Genomic DNA, 21,677 nt, shown 5'->3' on the forward strand with positions numbered 1-21,677 from the left:
CCCCCGAGGAGGCGGCGCGCGGGGTCAGGCGTGAGGCGTGAGCGCGGTCAGGCAGACCACCGCGGCGGCGGCCGACCAGGCCTGGGGGCGGCAGGCCGCGGGGTAGGGGGTCGGCACCGACGAGTGGCTGCGCGGGTCGCCCGCGTGCAGCTCGGGAACCCGGTAGGCGAAGCCCTCCGCGGCGTTGAGCAGCCCCTCGACCACCGCTCGGGCGTCGTCGCGGAGTCCCGCCCGGAGCATCCCATGGGCGGCGATCGCGGTGTCGTGCACCCACACACTGCCGCCGTGGTACGACAGCGGCCAGTAGCCGGCGGCATCCGTCGACATGGTCCGGATGCCGTACCCCGTCGACATGCTCTCGCCCAGCAGCAGCGCAGCGACGTGCTCCTCCTCCTCGGGCTCGAGGATGCCGGTGCCGATCAGGTGGCCGATGTTGCTGGTGAGCGTGTCCACCGGGCGCTTCGCGCGGTCGAGGGCGACAGCCGGGTAGCGCCCCTCGGGGGTCTCGACCCAGTAGGCCTCGGCGAAGCGCGCCTTGAGATCGGCGGCCCAGGATCGCCAGAACGCCGCGTCGGCGGCATCCGGTCCTTCCCCGAACTCCTCGAGGAGAGCGGCGCCGGCGAGAGCGGCCTCGTACGCGTAGGCCTGCACCTCGCACAGGGCGATGGGGCCCTCGGCGAGGCGACCGTCGCGCCACTGGATCGAATCCCCGGAGTCTTTCCACCCCTGGTTCGACAGGCCGGTGCCGAGGCGATCGATGTAGTCGAGGAAGCCGTCGCCGTCGCTGTCGCCGTGGTCGCGGATCCAGCCGAGCGCGGCGCGCAGCGCCGGCAGCAGTTCGCGCACCTCGGCTACGGGCATGCCCGCACGCCACGCGTCGCCGAGCAGGCAGATCCACAGCGGTGTCGAGTCGACGCTCCCGTAGTACTTCGGGGGCAGCACGATGCCCTCACCGGGCATCTCGAGCGCGGACGCCCGCAGCTCGTGCAGGATCTTGCCGGGCTCCTGCGCCGTCTGCGCGTCGTCGTCGGTGCCCTGCAGGCGCGCGAGAACGCGGAGAGTGGATGCCGCGATCTCGCTGTCGAGGGGGAGAGCGAGGCGCGCGGCCCAGATCGAATCGCGTCCGAATAGCGTGAAGAACCACGGGGCACCCGCGGCGAAGAACTCGTCGTCGGGATGCTCGGGCAGCACGAGGCGGAGGGCGTCGAGATCGTCGAGGGCGGTGCGCACCCAGCGGCCGAGGCGAGGGTCGGGTGAGCTCGCCGCCACCGCCGCTGCGTCCCACCGGGCGGGCGCGGTCGCCGCACCCACGACGAGGGTGTCGTCGCGGAGGGTGAGGGTCCAGGCCACCTCGGCGGTGCCGAAGGCGGGGACCTCCACCTCCCAGCGCGCCTCGATCCCCTCGGGACCGGATGCCACGCGGCCCCCCGGAGCCGCGAGTTCGAGGCCCTGCGCGCCGGCGTCGACCGTGACACGGTCGCCGTCGATGTCGACGACCGCGGTGCGGGCGTGCGCGTGCCCGGACTTGACCTCGTGCAGCTGGGCGAACTCGGGCGAGAGGGTGAGGCGCAGTGTCGTCGAGATCGGCCGGTCGACGCGGGAGCGCAGGGTCCAGGTCTCGCTGACGAGCCCGTCGGCGACGCGGCGGTCGCGGAGCAGGCGCACCTTCGGGTCGGGGGTCGTGTCGTCGAGCCCGCGGAGCAGTCCGCCGAGGACGAGGCGCGAGGTGCCGTCGGGGGCGGCCGAGATCCATTCGACCGGGGAGCCGTCGCAGGTCAGCGAGAGCGAGCGTACGTGCCGCACGTCGCCGTGGTAGACCCCGTGCACGGGGGCGGCACCCATGTCGCCCGTGGTGTCGGACCACACCTGGGTGGGGGCGCGCAGCACGATCACCGCGTCGTCGAGAAGCGGCTGCAGGGGAGTGGTCTCGGTGGTCGTCCCGGCCGGTGAGGTGGTGGGGGCGGTGGTCATTCTTTGACGGCTCCTTCGCTGGAGTTCATGATGCGGCGCTGGAAGATGAAGAACACCACGGCGACGGGGATCGTCATGATGGCGGCGGCCGCGAGTTTGAGGGGGAACTGGCTGCCCTGGCTGAGCTGGCCGCTCGCGAGCGAGGCGACGCCCTTGGTCAGGGTGGTGAGTTCGGGGGACTGGGTGGAGATGACGAAGTGGCTCAGTTCGTTCCACGAGCCCTGGAACGACAGGATCACGATGGTGATGAGCGCGGGTCGCGCCATCGGCAGCACGACCGACCAGAAGATGCGGAACGTGCCGGCCCCGTCGATGCGCGCCTGCTCCTCGACGGACGGCGGGATCGACTCGAAGAAGTTCTTCATGATGAAGACACCGGCGGCATCCACGAGGAGCGGAAGGATCATGCCGGCGTACGAGTCGTATATGCCGAGCTGGTTGATCACGAGGAACTTCGGGATCAGCAGCACGACGGTGGGGACTGCCATCACGGCGACGAGACCCGCGAACACGAGCCCGCGTCCGCGGAACTGCAGGCGCGCGAGCGCGTAGCCGGCGAGCGAGTTGAAGAACACCCGGCCCGCGGTGACGAAAACGGTCACCACGACGGAGTTGCCGAACCACACGGGGAAGTCGGAGTTCAGGAACAGCCGCTCGTAGGCCGCCCACGTGAAGGGCTGCGGCGTCAGCGAGATCGGATCGGCCGCGGCCGCGGCATCCGTCTTGAACGATGTCGCCACCTGGACGAGGAAGGGATAGATGTAGATCAGGGCGAGGACGATGAGCAGCGCGTACAGGCCGATCTGCCACCCGAGAGCCTTCCGCGAGAGACGGTGCTTAGCGGGGCGTGCGGGACCGGCGAGCCGCTGCTCGGCGAGCACGGTCGTCTGCGGGGATGCCGTGGCGGTCATCGCGTGCCTCCCTTCGCGGTTGCGGGGGCCTTCTGGACGGTGGCCGGCACCTCGTACTGTCGGATGCGTCGACGCGAGACCGGGCGGTCGCGCAGGACGAAGCGCTGCAGGATCGTCAGAGCGACGATGATGACGAACAGAACGAAGGCGATCGCGGCCCCCTGCCCCCACTGCTGCGAGAGGAACGCGGCGGAGTAGCTGAGGTAGGCGGGGGTCAGCGTCGTCTTTCCGGGGCCGCCCTGCGTGCCGGTGTAGATCTGGTCGAACACCTGCCAGGTGCCGATGAGGCCCAGGGTCAGCACGGTGAACAGCACGGGCTTGAGCTGGGGGAGCGTCACCCGCCAGAAGCGCTGCCACCCGTTCGCACCGTCCATCATGGCGGCCTCCTGCACGTCGCCGCCGATGTTCTGCAGGCCCGCGATGAACAACAGCATGAAGGTGCCCGAGGTCGTGAACACGGCCATGAGGATGAACGCCGACATCGCGACCGAGGGACCGGCGAGCCAGTCCCACCACGAGACGCCGAGCAGCGTGTTGTCGGTGAGGAAAGTCGGGCCGCTCGTGACGCCCACGGCACCGAGGAGGTTGTGCACGACTCCCGAGGGGTCGCTGAACCAGTTCGGTCCATTGATGCCGAGCCACGACAGGACCTCATTGATGGCTCCGGACGACGAGAAGAGGAACAGCCAGAGCACCGTGATCGCGACGGAGCTCGTCACCGAGGGGAAGTAGAAGGCGGTGCGGAAGAAGCCGCGACCGCGCAGGATCGCGCGGTTGACCAGCACCGCGAGAAAGAGGGAGAGCGCCGTCTGCAACGGCACGACCAGCAGGACGTACCAGGCGTTGTTGCGCAGGGCCGTGCCGAAGTCGCGTTCGGCCAGGCCGCCGCCGGTGGTGACCGCGGCGTAGTTGTCGAGGCCGACGAAGCCGACGTTCGACGAAAAGGGGCTGCCACGCCCGGTCCAGTCCGAGAAGCTCACCCACAGCGCCATCAGCACGGGGACGAGCAGGAACACGCCCAGGATGATCAACACGGGAGCGGTGAAGAGCCAGCCGGCGGCGGCCTCGCCGCGCCGGATCCCCGAGGAGGACGACCCGGCGCGGCGAGGCGCGGTGGAGAGAGCGCTCATGTCGATTACTTGACGATGGCCTCGAGGTTGGACTGCGCCGTCTTCAGCAGCGCCTGCGGGTCACCCGTCTTCAGCGACTCCAGCTGCGCGTTGAAGTCGGTGATGACGTCGGCGGCTCCAGCCATGTTCGGCGGAAACTGCGCGTACGCAGCTCCCGCGAGGAAGGCGGTCTGGTCGGGGTTGGCCGACGACCACGCGTCAGCCGCGGACTGGATCGACGGCATCGGTCCGAAGGCCTTCGAGAACGCGAGCTGCTGGTCGGTGCTCGTCAGGTATTGGACGAGGTCGCGCGCCTGCTCCTGGTTGCCGCTGTCGGCGGCGAGCCCCCAGCAGTTGGTGAACTGCAGCGTGCCCTTGCCGCCGGGGCCGGCGGGAAGCTCGGCGACGGTGTACTTCACGTCGGGGTAGTCGGCCTTCATGGCGCCGGTGATCCAGTTGCCCTCGATCACCATCGCGGCCTTCTGGGTGCCGAGGGCTTCGCCACCCCAGCCGGCTCCCACGTCGGAGGCGAACGCGAAGCTGCCGTCGTTCAGGTGGGTCTTCACGTAGGTCAGCGCCTCGACGTTCGCGGAGCTGTCGGCCGTGGCCTTGCCGTCGGTGACGAGGCCGCCACCCGCCTGCGCCATGAACGCGCCCACGCGCTGGTACTCGGCGCCGAAGGCCAGACCGACGCGCCCGTCCGCGGTGAGCTTCTGGGCGACGGATGCCAACTGGTCCCACGTCGTGGGGATGTCGGCATCCGTGAGCCCGGCGGCCGACCACAGGTCGGTGTTGATGATGAGCGCGAGGGTCGAGAAGTCCTTGGGAGCGCAGTAGAACTTCCCGTCGACGGTGAAGTTGTCGACGAGTGAGGGGTAGAAGTCGCTCTTGTTCTCGAGATCGTCTCCGTACGCCGCGATCGACCCGTTCGCCGCGTAGCCGGCCAGGGCCTCGGGGGCGAGGTAGAAGAGATCTGGCGGGGAACCCGCGGCGAAGCCCTGCGAGAGCTGCTGGGGGAGGTCGTTGGCGGTTTGGACCTCGGCCTGGACGCCGGACTTCTCGCTCCACGCCGCGACCGCGTCGGTGACGGCTTTGGTCTCGGCGTCGCCGGAGGAACCGATGAGGATGCTGAGCTTTCCGCTTCCGGAGGCCTGCCCTTCGCCGGGGCTGTCGTTGAAGCCCGAGCCGCAGGCGGTGAGCGTGAGTGCTCCGGTGGCGAGCAGGGCGCCCGCGGTGAGCCAGAGGCGGGCTGGATGCCGTGTCATGTGTCTCTCTCCTTCGATGAGGCATGCGACCCCTCCGCATGTGATCGGAGGGTCAAAGTTTGAACGTTCAAACTTTGATGCGACCACCGTACGAAAGGCCGGTCGCGCCTGTCAAGTGGTTGTCGTGCGCCTTAGGCTGACGGTCTGGCGGCGCGCGCCGCCGGGGTCGAGCAGCGAGGGGGACTGCGTGGCGAAAGCGCCTACCGTCGACGATGTCGCCCGTGTCGCGGGCGTCTCGCGGCAGACGGTATCGAACGTCGTGAACACCCCCGACATCGTGAAGGAAGCGACGCGCCTGCGCGTGGAAGCGGCCATCGCCGAGTTGGGCTACCGGCCCCACGCCGCCGCGCGACGCCTGCGGACCCGCCGCAGCTCGACCATCGGCATCCATCTCGATCCCTACGCGGGCGGGATCTCGGGTGTCGTCCTCGACCGCTTCGTCCATGCCCTCACGGAGCGCGCCGGCGACCGCGACATGCGCGTGCTCCTGTACGCGGCGCGCACGCCCGAGGAGGAGATCGCGCGGCTCGGCGATCTGCTCGAAGGGGGAGAGGTGGATGCCGTCGTCGTCACCGGCACCTTCCACGGCGACCCGCGCACCGGGTGGCTGACCGCGCGAAACCTGCCGTTCGTCTCGTTCGGTCGCCCGTGGGGCGAGGACGACGTCGAAGCCCCGGCGCACCTCTGGGTCGACGTCGACGGCGCCGCGGGAACCAGGGCGGCGACGGCGCACGCCCTCGCGCGCGGCGGCGGCCGCGTGGCTTTCCTCGGCTGGCCCGCGGGTTCGGGAACGGGTGACGACCGCGAACGCGGCTGGCGCGAGACGGTGGCCGACGGTCCGCGGTGGGTCGTCGAAGAGAACGTCGGGGCCGCGCGCGATGTCGTTGCTGCGGGGCTGGCCGCAGACTCCGGCGTCACGGGCATCGTCTGCGCGAGCGACTCCCTCGCGATCGGCGCCCACCTCGCGGCCACGCTCGCCGGACGCGACGACGTCACCATCGTCGGCTTCGACAACACGCCCGCGGCCGAGGCGCTCGGACTCTCGAGTGTCGAGCAGCTGCCCGAGCGCGTGGCATCCGGTGCTCTCGATCTGCTCATGGGTGAGAACGGGACGGTGGTCGCCCCGCGCGCCGCCGTCGCCGGCGGTGCCCACGTGCTGGTGGAGCCGCGGCTGGTCGTGCGCTGAGGCGTTCCCCGCGGGTCGGCCGGGTGGTTGGGGCGGGATCTTCCGTTCGGGGCGCGGAAGATCACGCCCCGAACGGCAGAACGCGCCCCAAGACTCGCGTCATGCCGCGAACCTGCGCTGCGCCGGGTTTCAGGCGTGCCGGCCGATGCGGCGGGCGAGCTCGGCGGCGGTTCCGGATGCCGCTGACGCCAGCGCATCGGCATCGCGGGCGGGGCCGTCGGCGGGCCACGTGATCGCCACCGCCGCGGCGGGCCACCCGGCGTGGTCGAGCACCGCGGCGGCGACGGACCGGAATCCGGGCGTGATCTCGCCGTTCTCGCTCGCGTAGCCGTCGGCTCTCACGAGCCGGAGCACCTCGCGCAGTTCACGCGGGGTCGCGGGGCCTGTGCCGTGACGCTGGCTGAGGGCCGTGGCATCCGGGAACAGCGCCCGCACCTGCTCGCGGGGGAGCGCCGCGAGCATCGCGCGACCCGTCGCGGTGAGGTGCGCGGGCAGTCGCACGCCCACGTCGGTGACGAGCGTCGGGCGGCGCGGAGCGCGTTCCTCGACGATGTAGAGCACGTCGCGTCCGGCCAGCACGGCGAGGTGCGCACTCTCGCCCACGCGATCGGAGAGCGCGGCGAGCAGGGGGCGGCCCAATCGGGCGAGCGGCTGCTGTCGGGCGTAGCCGCCGCCGAGTTCGAACGCCGCGGTGCCCAGACCCCAGCGGCGGTCGCCGGGCAGGTGAACCACGTATCCGTGCTGCTCGAGCGTCGCCAGCAGGTGATAGGTGCTCGAGCGGGGGATCCCGAGTGACGCCGCGATCGTCTGCGCGGCGATCGGCCCGGGCTGGCGCGCGAGCAGCGAGAGGATCCGCAGCGTCTGATCGGCGGCGGGTACCTGCGGTCGCGTGTTGTCTGGCATGACAGACACAGGATGCCAGATCCCCGCCGTTCCGCGCTCTCGCACGCGATGGAATCGGCGTATGCACTCCATCGTCACCGTCGGTTCCGTCCCCCTCGTCCCCGCCGATGTCGTCGCCGTCGCCCGGCACGACGCCCGGGTCACCGTCGATGCGGAGGCGATGCGGCGCGTCGCGCAGACCCGCGCGCTGATCGAGGGGCTCGCCGACGACCCGCAGCCGCACTACGGCATCTCCACGGGATTCGGTGCCCTGGCCACGACCTTCATCGCCGAGGACCGGCGCGCCCAGCTGCAGGCGAGCCTCATCCGCTCTCACGCCGCCGGCACCGGCTCCGAGGTCGAGCGCGAGGTCGTGCGCGCTCTTATGCTGCTGCGGCTGCAGACGCTCGCGACCGGCCGGACGGGTGTGCGCCCCATCGTCGTCGAGACCTACGCCGCCCTGCTGAACGCGGGCATCACCCCGATCGTGCGCGAGTACGGATCGCTCGGGTGCTCCGGCGACCTCGCCCCGCTCTCGCATGTGGCGCTCGCCGTGATGGGCGAGGGCGAGGTGCGCGACGCGGACGGGCGGTCGATGACCGCCGGAGAAGCGCTCGCCGCCGCGGGGATCGAGCCGGTGCTCCTGCGCGAGAAAGAGGGCCTGGCCCTCATCAACGGAACCGACGGAATGCTCGGGATGCTGCTCCTCGCCGCGCACGATCTCGAAACCCTCCTCACCACCGCCGACGTCGCGGCGGCGATCTCCGTCGAGTCGCAGCTGGGGACGGATGCCGTTTTCGCGGCGGATCTCATGGCGCTGCGGCCGCAGCTCGGTCAGGCCGCCTCGGCCGCCAACCTTCGGGCGTTCCTAGCCGGCTCTCCCATCGTCGCCAGCCACCGCGGACCGGAGTGCACGCGCGTTCAGGACGCATACTCGCTGCGCTGCGCGCCGCAGGTGCACGGCGCGGCGCGCGACACGCTCGCGCACGCGACGGCGGTGGCCGGGCGCGAGCTCGCCTCGGCGGTCGACAACCCCGTGGTGACGGTGGACGGACGCGTCGAGTCGAACGGCAACTTCCACGGCGCGCCGGTCGCTTACGTGCTGGACTTCCTCGCGATCGCGGTGGCGGATGTGGCATCCATGTCGGAGCGACGCACCGACCGAGCGCTCGACGTCGCGCGCAGCAACGGGCTCCCGGCGTTCCTCGCCGACGAGGTCGGCGTCGACAGCGGCCTGATGATCGCGCAGTACGCGGCCGCCGGGATCGTGTCGGAGCTCAAGCGCCTCGCCGCGCCCGCCTCGGTGGACTCGATCCCCTCGAGTGCGATGCAGGAAGACCACGTCTCGATGGGATGGGCCGCGGCGCGCAAGCTCCGCCGGGCGCTCGACGGCCTCGCTCGCGTGCTCGCGATCGAGGTGATGACCGGATGCCGTGCCCTCGACCTGCGCTCTCCGCTGCAGCCCGCGGCGGCCACCGGTGCCGTCCGCGACCTCGTGCGGACTCGGGTCGAGGGTCCGGGCCCGGATCGTTTCGTCTCGCCCGAGATCGAGGCCGTGACGGAGCTGGTCGCCTCGGGTGATGTCGCGCGGGTGGCGGTCTCGGCGGTGTGACCGGGGCGGGGCGGCGCGGCCGGTTGTCCGCCACCGAGCTACGGCGTCAGCACCTCGAACTCGTCGGGGGCCGTGGCATCCACGTCGTCCCACGTTCCGTCGTGCCAGGTGAAGATCGCCACGGCGCACGTGACCATCCGCACGTCGCGATCGGCGAGCCGCGAGACGAGCGCGCTCATCCCGGGGTCGTGTGCGACGACCATCACCTCGTTCGAGCCGGCCTCGCGTGCGGCCGCGAGGAGCTGCGCCGGATCGGCGAGGTAGAGGTCGTCGCGAAGCGTGACCTCGACCTCGAATTCGGCGGCGAAGGCCTCGGCCGTGGTCGCCGCGCGCAGAGCGGTGCTCGACAGCAGCACCTCGGGGCGCACACCCCGGCGGCTCACGGCGCGAGCGACCTGCGGGGCATCGCGTCGCCCTCGATCGTTGAGCGGTCGGTCGTGGTCGGCGAGGCCCTCGCCGGCCCAGTCGGACTTCGCGTGCCGCGCCAGCACCAGTTGGATCATCGTTCCTCCGCGTCACGCCGGTGTCGCGGGTTCGAGGCACGGCCCGCGTTCCACCGATCACAACGATATCGTCGGCCACAGACATCGGCCGGGGGCTGGTGCTCCGGGGTGCGGCGTGCTGCGGACCCCTGTCAGCGGCGCGAGGGCCCGAGCGCTTCGATCCGACGGCTGGGCGCCAGCTCTCAGATGCCGACGTAGACCCAGGCTTCCCGCCCACTGGCGAGGGCCGCTGACGTGCGTCGGTACAGCGCGACCTCGTACTCGTCGGCCGCGTCCAGTTCATCTGCGGTCAGTTCGAGCACCCGTCCGAACACGCGATCTCGCGGATCACCCGTGTGGCGCAGGATCGGGTGCGAGTCCAGCCCCGATAGCTGAGCGACGCGTTCGTCATCGATGTCGACCCATTCGAGGCGGTAGCCGGGCAGGGCGTCTTCGTCGCTCGGCACGCGGCGACCGAACGTGTCGAGCTGCACGTCGGGCAGCAGCAGCGTGCCGTACGAGAAGAGGAATTCCCGACCCGGATCGTCGCTCACGCGCTCAGGTTATCGACCCGCACGCGAGGTCGGTACGGTCACCCCCAGAAGAGGTGCGCGATCGTGAAGATGGCGAGACCCGCCAGGGCGCCGACGATCGTGCCGTTCAGACGGATGTACTGCAGATCGCGGCCGACCATGAGTTCGATCTTCTCGGTGGTCTCTTCGGCATCCCATCTCTCGACGGTGTCGGTGATGATCGAGGCGATGTCGTGGCGATACCGCCCCACCACGAAGACCGCCGCGTCGGTGACCCAGCCGTCGACGCGCCGCTGTAGGGTCTCGTCGTTCTGGAGGCGGACACCGACCTCGGCGAGGGCCGCGCTCGCGCGTCGACGCAGCGCACTGTCGGGATCGGCGAGCGCGGTGAGCAGACCGGTCTTGGCGGTGTTCCAGGCGTCGGCCGCGAGCTGGCGGACGCGCGGACTGTCGAAGACGGACGCCTTCGCCTCTTCGAGGCGCATCATCGTCGCCGGGTCGTGCTGCAGGTTGTCGGCGAGTCGGGCCAGGTATCCGTCGATCGCGCCGCGCGCCTGGTGGCGGGGATCGGCGCGGACGGCGTCGACGAAGCTCACGGCCTCGCGGTAGATCGTGTCGTCCACCAGTCGCAGCGCAAGGCTCGGCACCCACGCGGGTAGACGCTGGGACACCAGACCCTGGAACACCTCGCGGTTGTTGCCCAGCCAGACGGCGATGTTGTCGAACGCGAGGTCCACGGCACCGTGATGCGCCCCCGAACTCACGACGCGCTCGAGCCATCCGCCGACCGAGGGGCCCCAGTCGGGGGAGAGCAGATGCTCGCGCGCGAGGTCTTCGATGAGGCCCTGCACATCCTCGTCGCTGAGAGCGCGCAGGATGCTCGTCGCGAGCGTCGCCCCCTCGGCGGCGAGTCGCTCGGCGTGGGCGGGCTCGGCGAGCCACGCCCCGGCCCGCGCGGCGAGAGGCGTCGACTCGAGCTTGGTGCGCACCACGTCGCCCTCGAGGAAGTTCGTCTCGACGAACTCCCCGAGCTGGCGTCCGATCTCGTCTTTGCGACGCGGGATGATCGCCGTATGGGGGATCGGGAGGCCGAGCGGATGCCGGAACAGAGCCGTCACCGCGAACCAGTCGGCGAGGGCACCGACCATGCCGCCCTCCGCTGCCGCACGGACGTACTGCAGCCACGTGACGTCGCGCTGGAACGCGAACGCGACGGCGAAGATGACCGCCATCCCGATCAACGCGCCCAGTGCGACCCCCTTCATCCGGCGGAGGGCGCGCCGTCGCTCCTGGTCTGCGGGACTCAGCAGGGCGGTGGGGGTCCGCGCCATCACGACGACACCGGTCCGAGCCACGCCGTCGCGGCAGCGGAGTGCGCGGATTCGGGGTCGGAGGGGTGGAACATCCCGGCGAGCACGTCACGGTAGAGCCGGCTCAGCTCGCTGTGCGCCGAGTACGACGACCCGCCGCCCACGAGGATCGCGTCGTCGACGACCGACTTGGCCATCGTGACGGCACGATGCTTCACGCCGGCGAGAAGCGAGAACCAGCGGGCCCCGTGGTCGACGCGGGTGTCGACGTCGGTGCTCAGGCCGGCCAGTTGCGGGGGCAGAGCGTCATAGGCGATCGCCATGTCGGCGATCCGCCAGCGGATGTCGGGGTCGTTCGCGTACGTCGTGCCGCTTTTCTTCGACCGCCGCGCGTGCGCGGTCTGGACGGCGAGGTCGAGGGCCCGACGGGCGACGCCGGTGTAGACCGAGGCGAGGAGGATCTCGAACACCGCGAAGATCCCGAACACGAGCGGGTCGGGCTGAGGCCCGGGCGCGAGTCGGCGCACGACGCGCTCGGCGGGGGCGGTCGCTCCGTGGAGTTCGGTGGTGCGGCTCTGCGTGCCCCGCATGCCCAGGGTGTCCCAGTCGTCGCGCGTCACGACCGCGTCGGTCCGGTCGAGGAAGGCGAACACCATTCGCGGCGCATCGGGCGAGGTGGTGTCGAGCCCGTGCACACCGAGGTGGTCCCAGACCGGGGCCAGCGAGGTGAAGATCTTCGTGCCGGTAAACGAATAGCCGCCGTCTGCCCCGGGACGCGCCTCGGTGTCGCTGCCGAAGAGCACGAGGTCGTTGCCCGCCTCGCTGATACCGAAGGCGAAGACCTCGCCCGCCGCCGCGCCGCGCTGGACGAACGCGAGGTCGTCGATCCCGCGGTCCTGGAGAACCTTCGCCACGCCCGTCCAGACCAGGTGCATGTTGATCGCGAGGGCCGTCGCCGGCGCGGCGCCCGCGAGGCGCTGCTGCAGGATCGATGCCTCGGCCAGGGTGAGGCCCGCACCCCCGCGGTCGGTGGGGACCAGGATGCCGAGATAGCCCGCCGCCCGCAGCTCATCGAGGTCGTCCTGCGGGAACGTATTGTCGCGGTCGTGCGCCACGGCCCGTTCGCGGATGCGCGCGAGCAGGTCGTCGGGCAGGAACCGAGCGGGATCGAACGGGGTGGTCATGGCATCCATTCTGTCGTCGTCGGTGAGCGGCGGGGCGTCCCGGCCCGAGAGTCTTCATGGCCCCGCAGAATGGATGCCATGATCTCGACCGAGATGGCCCTCGCCCTGCGCGAAGCGGGGCTGGTGTGGCATCCGCGATCCGGCGACCGTTTCCAGCTCGACGAGCCCGAGTTCGAGGCGGACGTCTTCACCGTGAGCGAGATGACGGTCGAGCCTCGGGACTATCCGACAGGGCGCATCCTCGCGTTCAACGGCACGACCGAGTGGGCGCTGGACTCGGTGGCCACCGAGGACGCGCTCTGGCTGCCGTCGGAGTCGCAGCTGCGCGAGATGCTGCGCAGCGCCTTCCGCTCGCTGCGTCGCCTGTCGGACACGTACGAGGTCGAGATCTCAGTCGGCGGGGCGAGCGTGGTGTTCGACCACCCCGAACCCGCGGACGCGTACGCGCTCGCCGTGCTGGAGTTGTTGCGCCGGATCCAGTGAGGTTCGGTGCCGGGCGTGTGCTGGGCTCTTTCCGGGTGCCGGGCTGCCGGTTCCGGGCTGCGGGCTCAGGTGATCGTCTCGACCGGTTCGGTGTCGGGGATCGGCGTCGAGTCGCGGTGACGCAGGTCGGGGAAGCCCTTGACGAAGACAGCGGCCACGGCGAAGCCGGCGAGGGCGAAAGCCGCCGCGGCGATGTACGCGCCCTGCGGGCCGATGCCGTCGACGAGGAAACCTGCGACGGCGGAGCCCGCGGCGGCACCGATGAGCTGGCCGGTGCTGATCCACCCGTAGGCCTCGGCGGTCTCGCTGAATCGGACGCTCGCCGAGGTCATCGCGAACATCACGGCGAGAGCGGGGGCGATGCCCGCGCCCGCGACGAGGAGGGTGGCGCCGAGCCACCACGCGTTCAAGGACACGATGGTGAGCGAGAGTCCCAGGGCGACGATCGCCAGGCGGCGCGCCATGGCCCACGGGCCGATCGGGATGTGACCGAACGACAGGCCGCCGGCAAGGCTGCCCACGGCGAACACGGCGAGGATGAGACCCGCCTCGAGGCCGCCGTGGTCGAAGGTCGCCACGACTCCGGCCTCGACCGCGGCGCATGCTCCGATGAGCAGGAAACCGGTGGCCGTGGCGAGGAGGACGGGAGGCTTGCCGAGTACGCGGCCCAGCGCGCGACGGCTGCGCGGGATGCGCACCCGCCCGACCTCGGGGCTCAGGATGAACCAGGCGCCACCGCCGAGAAGGATGACGACGACGAGCAGCAGGCCCGGCACCGTGCCGGCCTGGGTGGCGACGAGGGTGATCAGCACCGGGGCGAGGACCCAGATGATCTCTTGCAGCGACGCGTCGAGCGAGAACAGCGGGGTGAGCTGCTTCGAGTTGACCATCTTGGGGTAGATGGTGCGCACCGCGGATTGGATCGGCGGGGTCGAGAGGCCCGCGATCAGCCCCAGGGTCATGTAGAGGGGGAGGGGCATCTCGATGAGCGCGAGGGTCGCGATCGCGGCGGCGCACACCAGGAGCGTGACGGTCAGCACGCGGCGCATTCCCCAGATGCCCATCCAGCGGCTCGTGATCGGGCCCGAGATGGCCTGACCGACGCTCGTCGCCGCGAGCACGAGACCCGCCGCTCCGTAGGAGCCGGTGACGTGCTCGATGTGCAGCAGCACGGCGAGGCTGGTCATGCCGTTGGGGAAGCGCGCGGTCAGCTGGGCGGCGATGATACGCCCAACGCCCGGGGTTCGGAGGAGTTCGCGGTAGCCGGCCACGGGACAACGCTATCTCCCCCCTCCGACATCGACGGGTGGTCGGCGAGGAGGCCGTGGCGCGACACGCCGCGACACGCCGGAGGTCGAAATCCACCCCCTGTGCAATGTCGGAACCCCCCTCTAGCGTGCGAGCTGTGGATGGATGCCGGAAGGTCCGGCGAGATCCGCGGAACGGCGGGCATCGCGTGGCGTCGAAGAGGGGCGCGACCTGTGGATGAAATCGTGGACAACCTGTGTTGTATATGGGGAGAGCGGTGGAAAATCACACTCGTGTAACTACTACCCCTTGTGGTTCCACCTGATGTCCGTCCCCATATGTAGTATTGAGGTCCCGGCGGGCCCCGCTCGCTCGGAAGATGAGTTTCAAGGGGAGAAAGAGAACAGAATGGCGATCACGGTCTACACCAAGCCGTCGTGCGTTCAGTGCACGGCCACCTACCGCGCGCTCGACTCGAAGGGCATCGAGTACGACGTGCTCGACCTGTCGGAGGACCCCGCAGCCCTCGAGCAGGTCAAGTCGCTCGGCTACCTGCAGGCCCCCGTCGTCATCACGGACGAGGACCACTGGTCGGGCTTCCGTCCCGACAAGATCGACGAGCTCGCGTCGCGCCTGGCGTGACACCGCGACAGGCTCACCGACCCCCGTCATGAGCGCTGTCCTGTCGGCGACCACGGCTCCGCTGCTCGTCTACTTCTCGAGCGTGTCGGGAAACACCGCGCGTTTCATCGAGAAGCTGGGCATGCGGGCCCTGCGCATCCCCCTTCGGCCGACCGATTCGCCCCTCGTCATCGACGAACCCTTCGTGCTGGTCACCCCCACTTACGGTGGGGGTGCCGGCCGAGGCGTCGAGAAGGGCGCGGTCCCCAAGCAGGTCATCCGCTTCCTCAATGAGGAGCAGAACCGACGACACATCCGCGGAGTCATTTCCGCGGGTAACACGAACTTCGGCGAGGCGTTCTGCCTCGCCGGCGACATCATCAGCCGCAAGTGCCACGTGCCGCACCTGTATCGGCTGGAAGTATTCGGCACGCCCGACGACGTCGAGCGCGTCACCGAAGGATTGGAACGATGGTGGAAGTTGAGCTGACCGACGTGGACTTCAAGACCGAGGCGCGCTTCGAGGGCCTGGATTACCACGCCCTGAACGCGATGCTGAACCTGTACGACGCCGACGGCAAGATCCAGTTCGACGCCGACAAGCGCGCTGCGCGGGAGTACTTCCTGCAGCACGTCAACCAGAACACGGTGTTCTTCCACTCGCTCAAGGAGCGCCTCGACTACCTCGTCGAGAAGGAGTACTACGAGCCCACCGTGCTCGCGAAGTACTCGATGGAGTTCATCCAGGAGCTGAACGACCGCGCCTACGGGGCGAAGTTCCGTTTCGAGACCTTCCTCGGCGCGTTCAAGTACTACACCAGCTACACGCTCAAGACCTTCGACGGAAAGCGTTACCTCGAGCGCTTCGAGGACCGCGTCGTCATGACGGCCCTCGCCCTGGCAGACGGCGACCAGCGCCTCGCGGTGCAGCTCGTCGACGAGATCATCTCGGGCCGCTTCCAGCCGGCCACCCCGACGTTCCTCAACGCCGGCAAGGCGCAGCGCGGCGAGCTCGTGTCGTGCTTCCTCCTGCGCATCGAAGACAACATGGAGTCGATCGCGCGCGGCATCAACTCGGCGCTGCAGCTGTCGAAGCGCGGCGGCGGCGTCGCCCTGCTCCTGTCGAACATCCGCGAGTCGGGTGCCCCGATCAAGCAGATCGAGAACCAGTCCTCGGGCATCATCCCCGTGATGAAGCTCCTCGAAGACAGCTTCAGCTACGCCAACCAGCTCGGAGCCCGTCAGGGTGCCGGCGCGGTGTACCTCAACGCGCATCACCCCGACATCCTGCGCTTCCTCGACACCAAGCGCGAGAACGCCGACGAGAAGATCCGCATCAAGACGCTGTCGCTGGGCGTCGTCATCCCCGACATCACGTTCGAGCTCGCCAAGAACGGCGAGGACATGTACCTCTTCTCGCCCTACGACGTCGAGCGCGTCTACGGCAAGCCGTTCGGCGACATCTCGGTCACCGAGAAGTACCGCGAGATGGTCGACGATCCGCGCATCAAGAAGACGAAGATCAACGCGCGTGAGTTCTTCCAGACCCTCGCCGAGATCCAGTTCGAGTCGGGCTACCCGTACATCATGTTCGAGGACACGGTGAACAAGGCCAACCCGATCGCCGGTCGTATCAACATGTCGAACCTGTGCTCGGAGATCCTCCAGGTCAACACGCCGACCACGTACAACGAGGACCTCTCGTACGACACCATCGGCAAGGACATCTCCTGCAACCTCGGTTCGATGAACATCGCTCTCGCGATGGACGGCGGCGACCTGGGCCTCACGGTCGAGACCGCGATCCGCGCCCTCACCGCCGTCAGCGTGCAGAGCCACATCGCGTCGGTGCGTTCGATCGAAGACGGCAACGACCGCTCGCACGCCATCGGTCTCGGCCAGATGAACCTGCACGGCTACCTTGCTCGGGAGCACGTCTACTACGGCTCCGAAGAGGGCATCGACTTCACGAACATCTACTTCTACACGGTGCTGTTCCACGCGCTGCGGGCGTCGAACCGCCTGGCGATCGAGCGCGGCACGGCTTTCGACGGCTTCGAGAACTCCACCTACGCGTCGGGCGAGTTCTTCGACAAGTACACCGAGCAGGTGTGGGCTCCGCAGACCGAGAAGACGAAGGAGCTGTTCGCCGGCATCCAGATCCCCACGCAGGACGACTGGCGCGAGCTGAAGGCCTCGGTGCAGGCCCACGGCATCTACAACCAGAACCTGCAGGCGGTGCCCCCGACCGGTTCGATCTCGTACATCAACAACTCGACGAGCTCGATCCACCCGATCGCGTCGAAGATCGAGATCCGCAAGGAAGGCAAGCTCGGCCGCGTCTACTACCCGGCGCCGTTCATGACGAACGACAACCTGGACTACTACCAGGACGCCTACGAGATCGGCTACGAGAAGGTCATCGACACGTACGCCGCCGCCACGCAGCACGTCGACCAGGGCCTCTCGCTCACGCTGTTCTTCAAGGACACCGTCACCACGCGCGACATCAACAAGGCGCAGATCTACGCGTGGAAGAAGGGCATCAAGACCATCTACTACATCCGCCTGCGTCAGCTGGCGCTCGAGGGCACCGACATGACCGAGTGCGTCTCGTGCATGCTCTGAGCCACTGACCATTCACCGATAGAGGAAAAGCGACGTCATGGCTGAAAAGCTGCAGCTGCTGAACCACGTGCAGGCCATCAACTGGAACCGCATTCAAGACGACAAGGACCTCGAGGTCTGGAACCGTCTGGTGAACAACTTCTGGCTCCCCGAGAAGGTGCCGCTGTCGAACGACATCCAGTCGTGGAACACGCTCACCCCCGAGGAGCAGACGCTCACGATGCGTGTCTTCACGGGGCTCACGCTCCTCGACACGATCCAGGGCACGGTCGGCGCCGTCTCGCTCATCCCCGATGCGATCACCCCGCACGAGGAGGCCGTGTACACGAACATCGCGTTCATGGAGTCGGTGCACGCGAAGAGCTACTCGTCGATCTTCTCGACGCTGTGCTCGACGAAGGAGATCGACGAGGCGTTCCGCTGGTCGACCGAGAACGAGTTCCTTCAGAAGAAGGCGCGCATCGTCATGGACTACTACCGTGGCGACGACCCCCTCAAGCGCAAGGTCGCCTCGACCCTGCTCGAGTCGTTCCTCTTCTACTCGGGCTTCTACCTGCCGATGCACTGGTCGAGCCGAGCGAAGCTCACCAACACGGCCGACCTCATCCGCCTCATCATCCGTGACGAGGCCGTGCACGGGTACTACATCGGCTACAAGTTCCAGCGCGGTCTCGAGACCGTCGACGAGGCACGTCGCCAGGACATCAAGGACTACACGTTCTCGCTGCTGTACGAGCTCTACGACAACGAGGTGGGGTACACCCAGAGCCTCTACGACGCGGTGGGCCTGAGCGAGGACGTGAAGAAGTTCCTCCACTACAACGCCAACAAGGCGCTGATGAACCTCGGCTACGAGGCGATGTTCCCGTCGTCCGTGACCAACGTGAACCCGGCGATCCTGTCGGCCCTCTCGCCGAATGCCGACGAGAACCACGACTTCTTCAGCGGGTCGGGCTCTTCGTACGTCATCGGCAAGGCCGAGGCGACGGAGGATGACGACTGGGACTTCTGAGTCCCACGGTATGACGGGGGCCCGGCGCGAGGAATCGCGTCGGGCCCTCCGTGCGTCATCGCGGCGCCAGGGCCGCGCGCCCCGGGCGTCACCGAACGGGGGCTCCCGGCATCCGGTATCTCGCGGTCAGCGGGCGTCGTCGAGCAGACCCGCGTCGTAGGCGAGGATCGCGAGCTGCACGCGGTTCTGCACGTTCAGCGCGGTGAACACGCTGCCCAGGTGCGCCTTCACGGTCGACGGCGAGCAGTGCAGCAGTTCGGCGATCTCGGCGTTGGTGTGGCCCGCGCCGACCGCCCGCGCCACCTCTTTCTCACGCGGGGTGAGCACGGACAGGCGTGCCCGGGCGGTCTCGCGGCGGCTGCGGCGCTGACCCCCGGAGAAGCGATCGACGAGGACACGCGCGTGTCGGGCCGAGAGCACGGCCCCGCCGCGGGCGGTCTCGCGAATGGCCTCGATGATCTCCAGGGGTGGGGTGTCCTTCACGAGGTAGCCGCTCGCACCGGCCTCCAGAACAGCGAGAACCTGCGCGTCGACGTCGAACGTGGTGAGGGCGAGGACCTGAGGGGGATCGGGAAGCGCCCGGAGGTGTGCGGTGGCGGTGCGCCCGTCCATCCCGCTCATGCGGAGGTCCATGAGGACGACGTCCGGCCGCAGAGACGTCGCCAGCGACACCCCCGCCGCGCCATCGGACGCCTCGCCGACGAGCTCGATGTCGTCGGTGGACGCGAGCATGAACGTCAGGCCCGAGCGGACGAGAGAGTCGTCGTCGACAAGCAGAACCCGAATCACGCCTCTGCCCGCTTTCCCTCGCCGTCGGTCACGACCCAGGGTAGCCGCGCGGAAAGGACGAAGACCGACTTCTCGTCCCGAACGGTGAGCTCACCGCCGACGATGCGCGCCCGTTCGCGCAGGCCGGGCACCCCTCGCCCGCTGGGCGCGGTCGCCGGGGAGAGCGAGGTCGTCTCGGTGGGATTACGGACCTCGACGAGCAATCCCCTCGTCGGATCGCCGTCCAGCGTCACCGAGACGGGAGCGCCCGGGGCGTGCTTGTGGGCGTTGGTGAGCCCCTCCTGCACGATGCGGTACGTGGCTCGCGTGATCGCGCGATCGAAGTCGCGATGCTGGATCGTCTCGGGGAGCCGGAGCTGGACGGTGGCTCCGCTCTGCACGCTCTCGTCGACGAGCCGACGGATGCTCGACAGGTCGTTCGCGACCATCCCCGAGTCGAGAGGGTCGACGTCGGGGCTCTCGCCCGCGTCCAGGGAGCCGATGATCGAACGCAGGTCGTTCAGCGCGGCCCTTGCGCTCGTGCGGATGAGGCGTGCCTGGTGCGCCACCACCTCGGGTCCGGCGTCGGCATTCAGTTCGAGGCCGCCGGCCTGCATGGTGAGCAACGACAGCTTGTGGCCGAGGACGTCATGCGCCTCGCTGGCGATGCGGGCACGTTCGAGGAGAACAGCCTCCGCCGCGCGCGCGGTGCGTTCCGCTTCGGCGTGCGCGGCGCGAGCGCGCAGGCTGTCGAGCAGCTCGCGACGAGCGGCGATCGCGAGGCCGGCCACATACGGGATGCCGATGACGGCGACGACATTGAGGACCCAGCTCGCGAGCGGAGACCACTCGTCGGGGGCGAGCCCCTCCAGCGACACGAGCCGCTCGTCGCGGCCCGACACCACGGCCAGCAGACCGACGCACAGAGCCAGGATGAGGGGGTTCCAGCGGCTGTTGCGGCGGACCCCCAGATTGAACACGGCGGGCGCGAGGAAGATCTGCGTCGACGTCAGAGCCGCGATCGCCGCGATACCGACGAGCAGGAACGGCCATCGCGCGCGCACCTGGGTCGCGGCGGCAAGGGCGACGGCCAGAGCCAGGAACAGGGCCAGCGGCCATCCGCGCAGACCCGAGGCGGTGACGACCGTCAGAGCGGTGATCACGGCCAGGTAGAGCGCGGATCCGATCCACGAGGTGTGCGCGAACATCGCGGCCGGAGCACGTGTCATCCGCATCGCCCCCCTCGCCGAGGCATCGTCCACCCGCCTCGTCGGCGAGAGCCCCTCACTGTACCTTCCCGTTCCGACGCCCCCTCCGGACCTCACAGGCGCGGCGGCTCAGATCGGCCTTTCGGCCTACTCGATCGGCATCCGTCTCCGCCTTTGAGCCGGTGATCCCTCGGCGTTCAGCCGATGTGGGGCCGGTTCGGTTCTTGGGAAGGTCTGTGCATCGCATCCGCGACCCTCTCTTTCGTCAGGAGACACGATGTCGGAAACCACGAACCCCTACGCCGATCTGACGCGGATCGACTACCCCCTGATCGAAGAGAACACGGCGATGCCCCCGCTGACTCGCGACGCCATCCGCAACGAGGCGCGCTCCGGTCTCGAGGAGATCCGCGACTTCGTCACCACCGACGTCTTCGTCGCGAAGCTCGGGGAGCTGTACGACCTCGCGCCCGAGGATCGGGATCAGTTCGTCCGGGAGAACCTCCTCGATCCCGCGGCGCTCGCCGCCCGCGGCATCACGGTCCCCGCGGGCCTGAAGATCCAACGCTCGGTCTTCGGAGACGGTCGGCCCACGATCTTCTGCGTGACGAAGCTGATGTCGGATGGCATCCGGAAAGTGACGTACACGTTCGACAGCGGTTCGCTCCCCGCCCGGGTGTGACATGGGAAGCTCCGTGGATACTCCGGTGGCGGTTCTTCGCGGGCGCTTCTGCGCCGCGACCGTCGACGAACTGCGCGACACCTCGGCGATGCGCCGATGGGCGGCGCTGGTGGATCAGCGCCTGCTGTTCCCTCACCGAGGGAGCATCGAGCTGACGGCGGATCACCTCGACCTCGGCGCGTGGCGGTGTCTGCACCCCGCCGACATCCGCGCGGTCTCGGTGAACTACGTCGCGGAGTTCTCGCGATTCGCCGCCGGGGGGACGCGGGGCGGATTCCCCTCTCTCGGCAACATCCGCAAACTCGGGGCCCCCTTGATCCTGGACCTCGCATCGGACGAGCGCCTCGTGGTCCTCATCGACTACATGCTCTGGTCCGGCACGAACAAGGCCGCGTCATGGGAGCCCGCCATCCGCGAGTTCCTGGGGCGGTCCCACTGACTTTCCATCCGCGCCGTATGTCGAGGGTATGCCGCGCGACGAGCTTCTCATCCTCGTAAGGCGGAGCTGATCCGCGGGGTGACGTCGAGCAGGGGCTGACGGGGCGCCCCGCAACCTCGGCCGGGGTCGGGTGGCGAGACGTC

General features: G+C 69.2%; 21 protein-coding genes. 9 read left to right on the top strand and 12 right to left on the bottom strand.

Annotated features, from left to right (window positions below):
- Positions 1–24 precede the first annotated feature (24 nt).
- Genes NS283_RS01255 through NS283_RS01270 form a run of 4 tightly spaced genes read right to left on the bottom strand, consistent with a single transcriptional unit; the run spans position 25 to position 5,256 of the window.
- Positions 25–1,971, bottom strand: coding sequence for a glycogen debranching N-terminal domain-containing protein (locus NS283_RS01255; RefSeq protein ID WP_058595065.1), 1,947 nt, complete (start codon positions 1,969–1,971; stop codon positions 25–27).
- Positions 1,968–2,882: a carbohydrate ABC transporter permease gene (locus NS283_RS01260; RefSeq protein ID WP_058595066.1), complete on the bottom strand. Its 915-nt coding sequence runs from the start codon at positions 2,880–2,882 to the stop codon at positions 1,968–1,970. Before NS283_RS01260 ends, NS283_RS01255 begins: the two co-directional genes overlap by 4 nt.
- Positions 2,879–4,012 carry a carbohydrate ABC transporter permease gene (locus NS283_RS01265; RefSeq protein ID WP_058595067.1) on the bottom strand — a complete coding sequence of 378 codons (1,134 nt, stop codon included), beginning with the start codon at positions 4,010–4,012 and terminating at the stop codon, positions 2,879–2,881. The genes NS283_RS01260 and NS283_RS01265 overlap by 4 nt, the downstream gene beginning before the upstream one ends.
- 5 nt (positions 4,013–4,017) lie before the next feature.
- On the bottom strand, positions 4,018–5,256 hold the full coding sequence (locus NS283_RS01270; protein ID WP_058595068.1) for a sugar ABC transporter substrate-binding protein: 1,239 nt from the start codon (positions 5,254–5,256) through the stop codon (positions 4,018–4,020).
- A gap of 187 nt (positions 5,257–5,443) precedes the next feature.
- On the opposite strand from NS283_RS01270, the gene NS283_RS01275 reads away from it, so the two are divergent.
- Positions 5,444–6,442 (top strand): LacI family DNA-binding transcriptional regulator, encoded by a 999-nt coding sequence (locus NS283_RS01275; protein WP_058595069.1) that lies wholly within the window; start codon positions 5,444–5,446, stop codon positions 6,440–6,442.
- 129 nt (positions 6,443–6,571) lie between these two features.
- On the opposite strand, the gene NS283_RS01280 is transcribed toward NS283_RS01275, so the two are convergent.
- Positions 6,572–7,345 carry an IclR family transcriptional regulator gene (locus tag NS283_RS01280; RefSeq protein ID WP_058595070.1) on the bottom strand — a complete coding sequence of 258 codons (774 nt, stop codon included), beginning with the start codon at positions 7,343–7,345 and terminating at the stop codon, positions 6,572–6,574.
- 61 nt (positions 7,346–7,406) lie between these two features.
- On the opposite strand from NS283_RS01280, the gene hutH reads away from it, so the two are divergent.
- A complete protein-coding gene (gene hutH / locus NS283_RS01285) occupies positions 7,407–8,936 on the top strand; it encodes a histidine ammonia-lyase (protein WP_058595071.1) in 1,530 nt (509 codons plus the stop codon).
- Between the two features lie 38 nt (positions 8,937–8,974).
- Here the strand turns inward: hutH and NS283_RS01290 are convergent, their stop codons facing one another.
- From NS283_RS01290 to NS283_RS01305, 4 genes are all read right to left on the bottom strand, one after another.
- On the bottom strand, positions 8,975–9,439 hold the full coding sequence (locus NS283_RS01290; protein ID WP_058595072.1) for a SixA phosphatase family protein: 465 nt from the start codon (positions 9,437–9,439) through the stop codon (positions 8,975–8,977).
- A gap of 182 nt (positions 9,440–9,621) precedes the next feature.
- Entirely contained in the window at positions 9,622–9,972 is a 351-nt protein-coding gene (locus tag NS283_RS01295) for a gamma-glutamylcyclotransferase family protein (protein WP_058595073.1), read from the bottom strand.
- A gap of 38 nt (positions 9,973–10,010) precedes the next feature.
- Positions 10,011–11,282, bottom strand: a complete 1,272-nt coding sequence (locus NS283_RS01300) for a DUF445 domain-containing protein (RefSeq protein WP_058595107.1) — start codon at positions 11,280–11,282, stop codon at positions 10,011–10,013.
- Positions 11,282–12,445 carry an acyl-CoA dehydrogenase family protein gene (locus tag NS283_RS01305; RefSeq protein ID WP_153003247.1) on the bottom strand — a complete coding sequence of 388 codons (1,164 nt, stop codon included), beginning with the start codon at positions 12,443–12,445 and terminating at the stop codon, positions 11,282–11,284. Before NS283_RS01305 ends, NS283_RS01300 begins: the two co-directional genes overlap by 1 nt.
- A gap of 78 nt (positions 12,446–12,523) precedes the next feature.
- Here NS283_RS01305 and NS283_RS01310 point away from each other — a divergent pair, with 78 nt between their 5' ends.
- Positions 12,524–12,928, top strand: a complete 405-nt coding sequence (locus tag NS283_RS01310; protein WP_058595075.1) for a hypothetical protein — start codon at positions 12,524–12,526, stop codon at positions 12,926–12,928.
- 65 nt (positions 12,929–12,993) lie between these two features.
- Here the strand turns inward: NS283_RS01310 and NS283_RS01315 are convergent, their stop codons facing one another.
- Complete coding sequence (locus NS283_RS01315; RefSeq protein WP_058595076.1) at positions 12,994–14,199, bottom strand: MFS transporter; 1,206 nt, start codon at positions 14,197–14,199, stop codon at positions 12,994–12,996.
- A 385-nt stretch (positions 14,200–14,584) separates the two neighbouring features.
- On the opposite strand from NS283_RS01315, the gene nrdH reads away from it, so the two are divergent.
- Genes nrdH through nrdF form a run of 4 tightly spaced genes read left to right on the top strand, consistent with a single transcriptional unit; the run spans position 14,585 to position 18,437 of the window.
- Entirely contained in the window at positions 14,585–14,818 is a 234-nt protein-coding gene (gene nrdH, locus NS283_RS01320; protein ID WP_058595077.1) for a glutaredoxin-like protein NrdH, read from the top strand.
- A 28-nt stretch (positions 14,819–14,846) separates the two neighbouring features.
- Positions 14,847–15,287, top strand: coding sequence for a class Ib ribonucleoside-diphosphate reductase assembly flavoprotein NrdI (nrdI, locus tag NS283_RS01325; RefSeq protein WP_058595108.1), 441 nt, complete (start codon positions 14,847–14,849; stop codon positions 15,285–15,287).
- Positions 15,269–17,425 (top strand): class 1b ribonucleoside-diphosphate reductase subunit alpha, encoded by a 2,157-nt coding sequence (gene nrdE / locus NS283_RS01330; protein WP_058595078.1) that lies wholly within the window; start codon positions 15,269–15,271, stop codon positions 17,423–17,425. The genes nrdI and nrdE overlap by 19 nt, the downstream gene beginning before the upstream one ends.
- Before the next feature lie 37 nt (positions 17,426–17,462).
- Positions 17,463–18,437, top strand: a complete 975-nt coding sequence (gene nrdF, locus NS283_RS01335; protein WP_058595079.1) for a class 1b ribonucleoside-diphosphate reductase subunit beta — start codon at positions 17,463–17,465, stop codon at positions 18,435–18,437.
- A gap of 126 nt (positions 18,438–18,563) precedes the next feature.
- Here nrdF and NS283_RS01340 read toward each other — a convergent pair whose 3' ends face one another.
- On the bottom strand, positions 18,564–19,226 hold the full coding sequence (locus tag NS283_RS01340) for a response regulator (RefSeq protein ID WP_058595080.1): 663 nt from the start codon (positions 19,224–19,226) through the stop codon (positions 18,564–18,566).
- On the bottom strand, positions 19,223–20,434 hold the full coding sequence (locus NS283_RS01345) for a sensor histidine kinase (RefSeq protein WP_193752608.1): 1,212 nt from the start codon (positions 20,432–20,434) through the stop codon (positions 19,223–19,225). The genes NS283_RS01340 and NS283_RS01345 overlap by 4 nt, the downstream gene beginning before the upstream one ends.
- A 256-nt stretch (positions 20,435–20,690) precedes the next feature.
- Between NS283_RS01345 and NS283_RS01355 the strand changes: the two genes are divergently transcribed.
- Together NS283_RS01355 and NS283_RS01360 are read left to right on the top strand one after the other, a co-directional pair.
- Complete coding sequence (locus NS283_RS01355) at positions 20,691–21,095, top strand: hypothetical protein (protein ID WP_058595083.1); 405 nt, start codon at positions 20,691–20,693, stop codon at positions 21,093–21,095.
- Between the two features lie 25 nt (positions 21,096–21,120).
- Entirely contained in the window at positions 21,121–21,534 is a 414-nt protein-coding gene (locus tag NS283_RS01360) for a hypothetical protein (protein ID WP_058595084.1), read from the top strand.
- The last annotated feature ends 143 nt before the right edge of the window (positions 21,535–21,677 follow it).

This window comes from Microbacterium testaceum, from assembly GCF_001476285.1.
Taxonomy (GTDB): domain Bacteria; phylum Actinomycetota; class Actinomycetes; order Actinomycetales; family Microbacteriaceae; genus Microbacterium; species Microbacterium testaceum_B.

Excerpts from the sequence above, each read along its gene's own strand:
- NS283_RS01255 (WP_058595065.1), bottom strand. The coding sequence starts at position 1,971 with ATGACCACCGCCCCCACCACCTCACCGGCCGGGACGACCACCGAGACC.
- NS283_RS01260 (WP_058595066.1), bottom strand. The coding sequence starts at position 2,882 with ATGACCGCCACGGCATCCCCGCAGACGACCGTGCTCGCCGAGCAGCGG.
- NS283_RS01265 (WP_058595067.1), bottom strand. The coding sequence starts at position 4,012 with ATGAGCGCTCTCTCCACCGCGCCTCGCCGCGCCGGGTCGTCCTCCTCG.
- NS283_RS01270 (WP_058595068.1), bottom strand. The coding sequence starts at position 5,256 with ATGACACGGCATCCAGCCCGCCTCTGGCTCACCGCGGGCGCCCTGCTC.
- NS283_RS01280 (WP_058595070.1), bottom strand. The coding sequence starts at position 7,345 with ATGCCAGACAACACGCGACCGCAGGTACCCGCCGCCGATCAGACGCTG.
- hutH (WP_058595071.1), top strand. The coding sequence starts at position 7,407 with ATGCACTCCATCGTCACCGTCGGTTCCGTCCCCCTCGTCCCCGCCGAT.
- NS283_RS01290 (WP_058595072.1), bottom strand. The coding sequence starts at position 9,439 with ATGATCCAACTGGTGCTGGCGCGGCACGCGAAGTCCGACTGGGCCGGC.
- NS283_RS01300 (WP_058595107.1), bottom strand. The coding sequence starts at position 11,282 with ATGGCGCGGACCCCCACCGCCCTGCTGAGTCCCGCAGACCAGGAGCGA.
- NS283_RS01305 (WP_153003247.1), bottom strand. The coding sequence starts at position 12,445 with ATGACCACCCCGTTCGATCCCGCTCGGTTCCTGCCCGACGACCTGCTC.
- NS283_RS01310 (WP_058595075.1), top strand. The coding sequence starts at position 12,524 with ATGATCTCGACCGAGATGGCCCTCGCCCTGCGCGAAGCGGGGCTGGTG.
- nrdH (WP_058595077.1), top strand. The coding sequence starts at position 14,585 with ATGGCGATCACGGTCTACACCAAGCCGTCGTGCGTTCAGTGCACGGCC.
- nrdI (WP_058595108.1), top strand. The coding sequence starts at position 14,847 with ATGAGCGCTGTCCTGTCGGCGACCACGGCTCCGCTGCTCGTCTACTTC.
- nrdE (WP_058595078.1), top strand. The coding sequence starts at position 15,269 with ATGGTGGAAGTTGAGCTGACCGACGTGGACTTCAAGACCGAGGCGCGC.
- nrdF (WP_058595079.1), top strand. The coding sequence starts at position 17,463 with ATGGCTGAAAAGCTGCAGCTGCTGAACCACGTGCAGGCCATCAACTGG.
- NS283_RS01345 (WP_193752608.1), bottom strand. The coding sequence starts at position 20,434 with ATGACACGTGCTCCGGCCGCGATGTTCGCGCACACCTCGTGGATCGGA.
- NS283_RS01355 (WP_058595083.1), top strand. The coding sequence starts at position 20,691 with ATGTCGGAAACCACGAACCCCTACGCCGATCTGACGCGGATCGACTAC.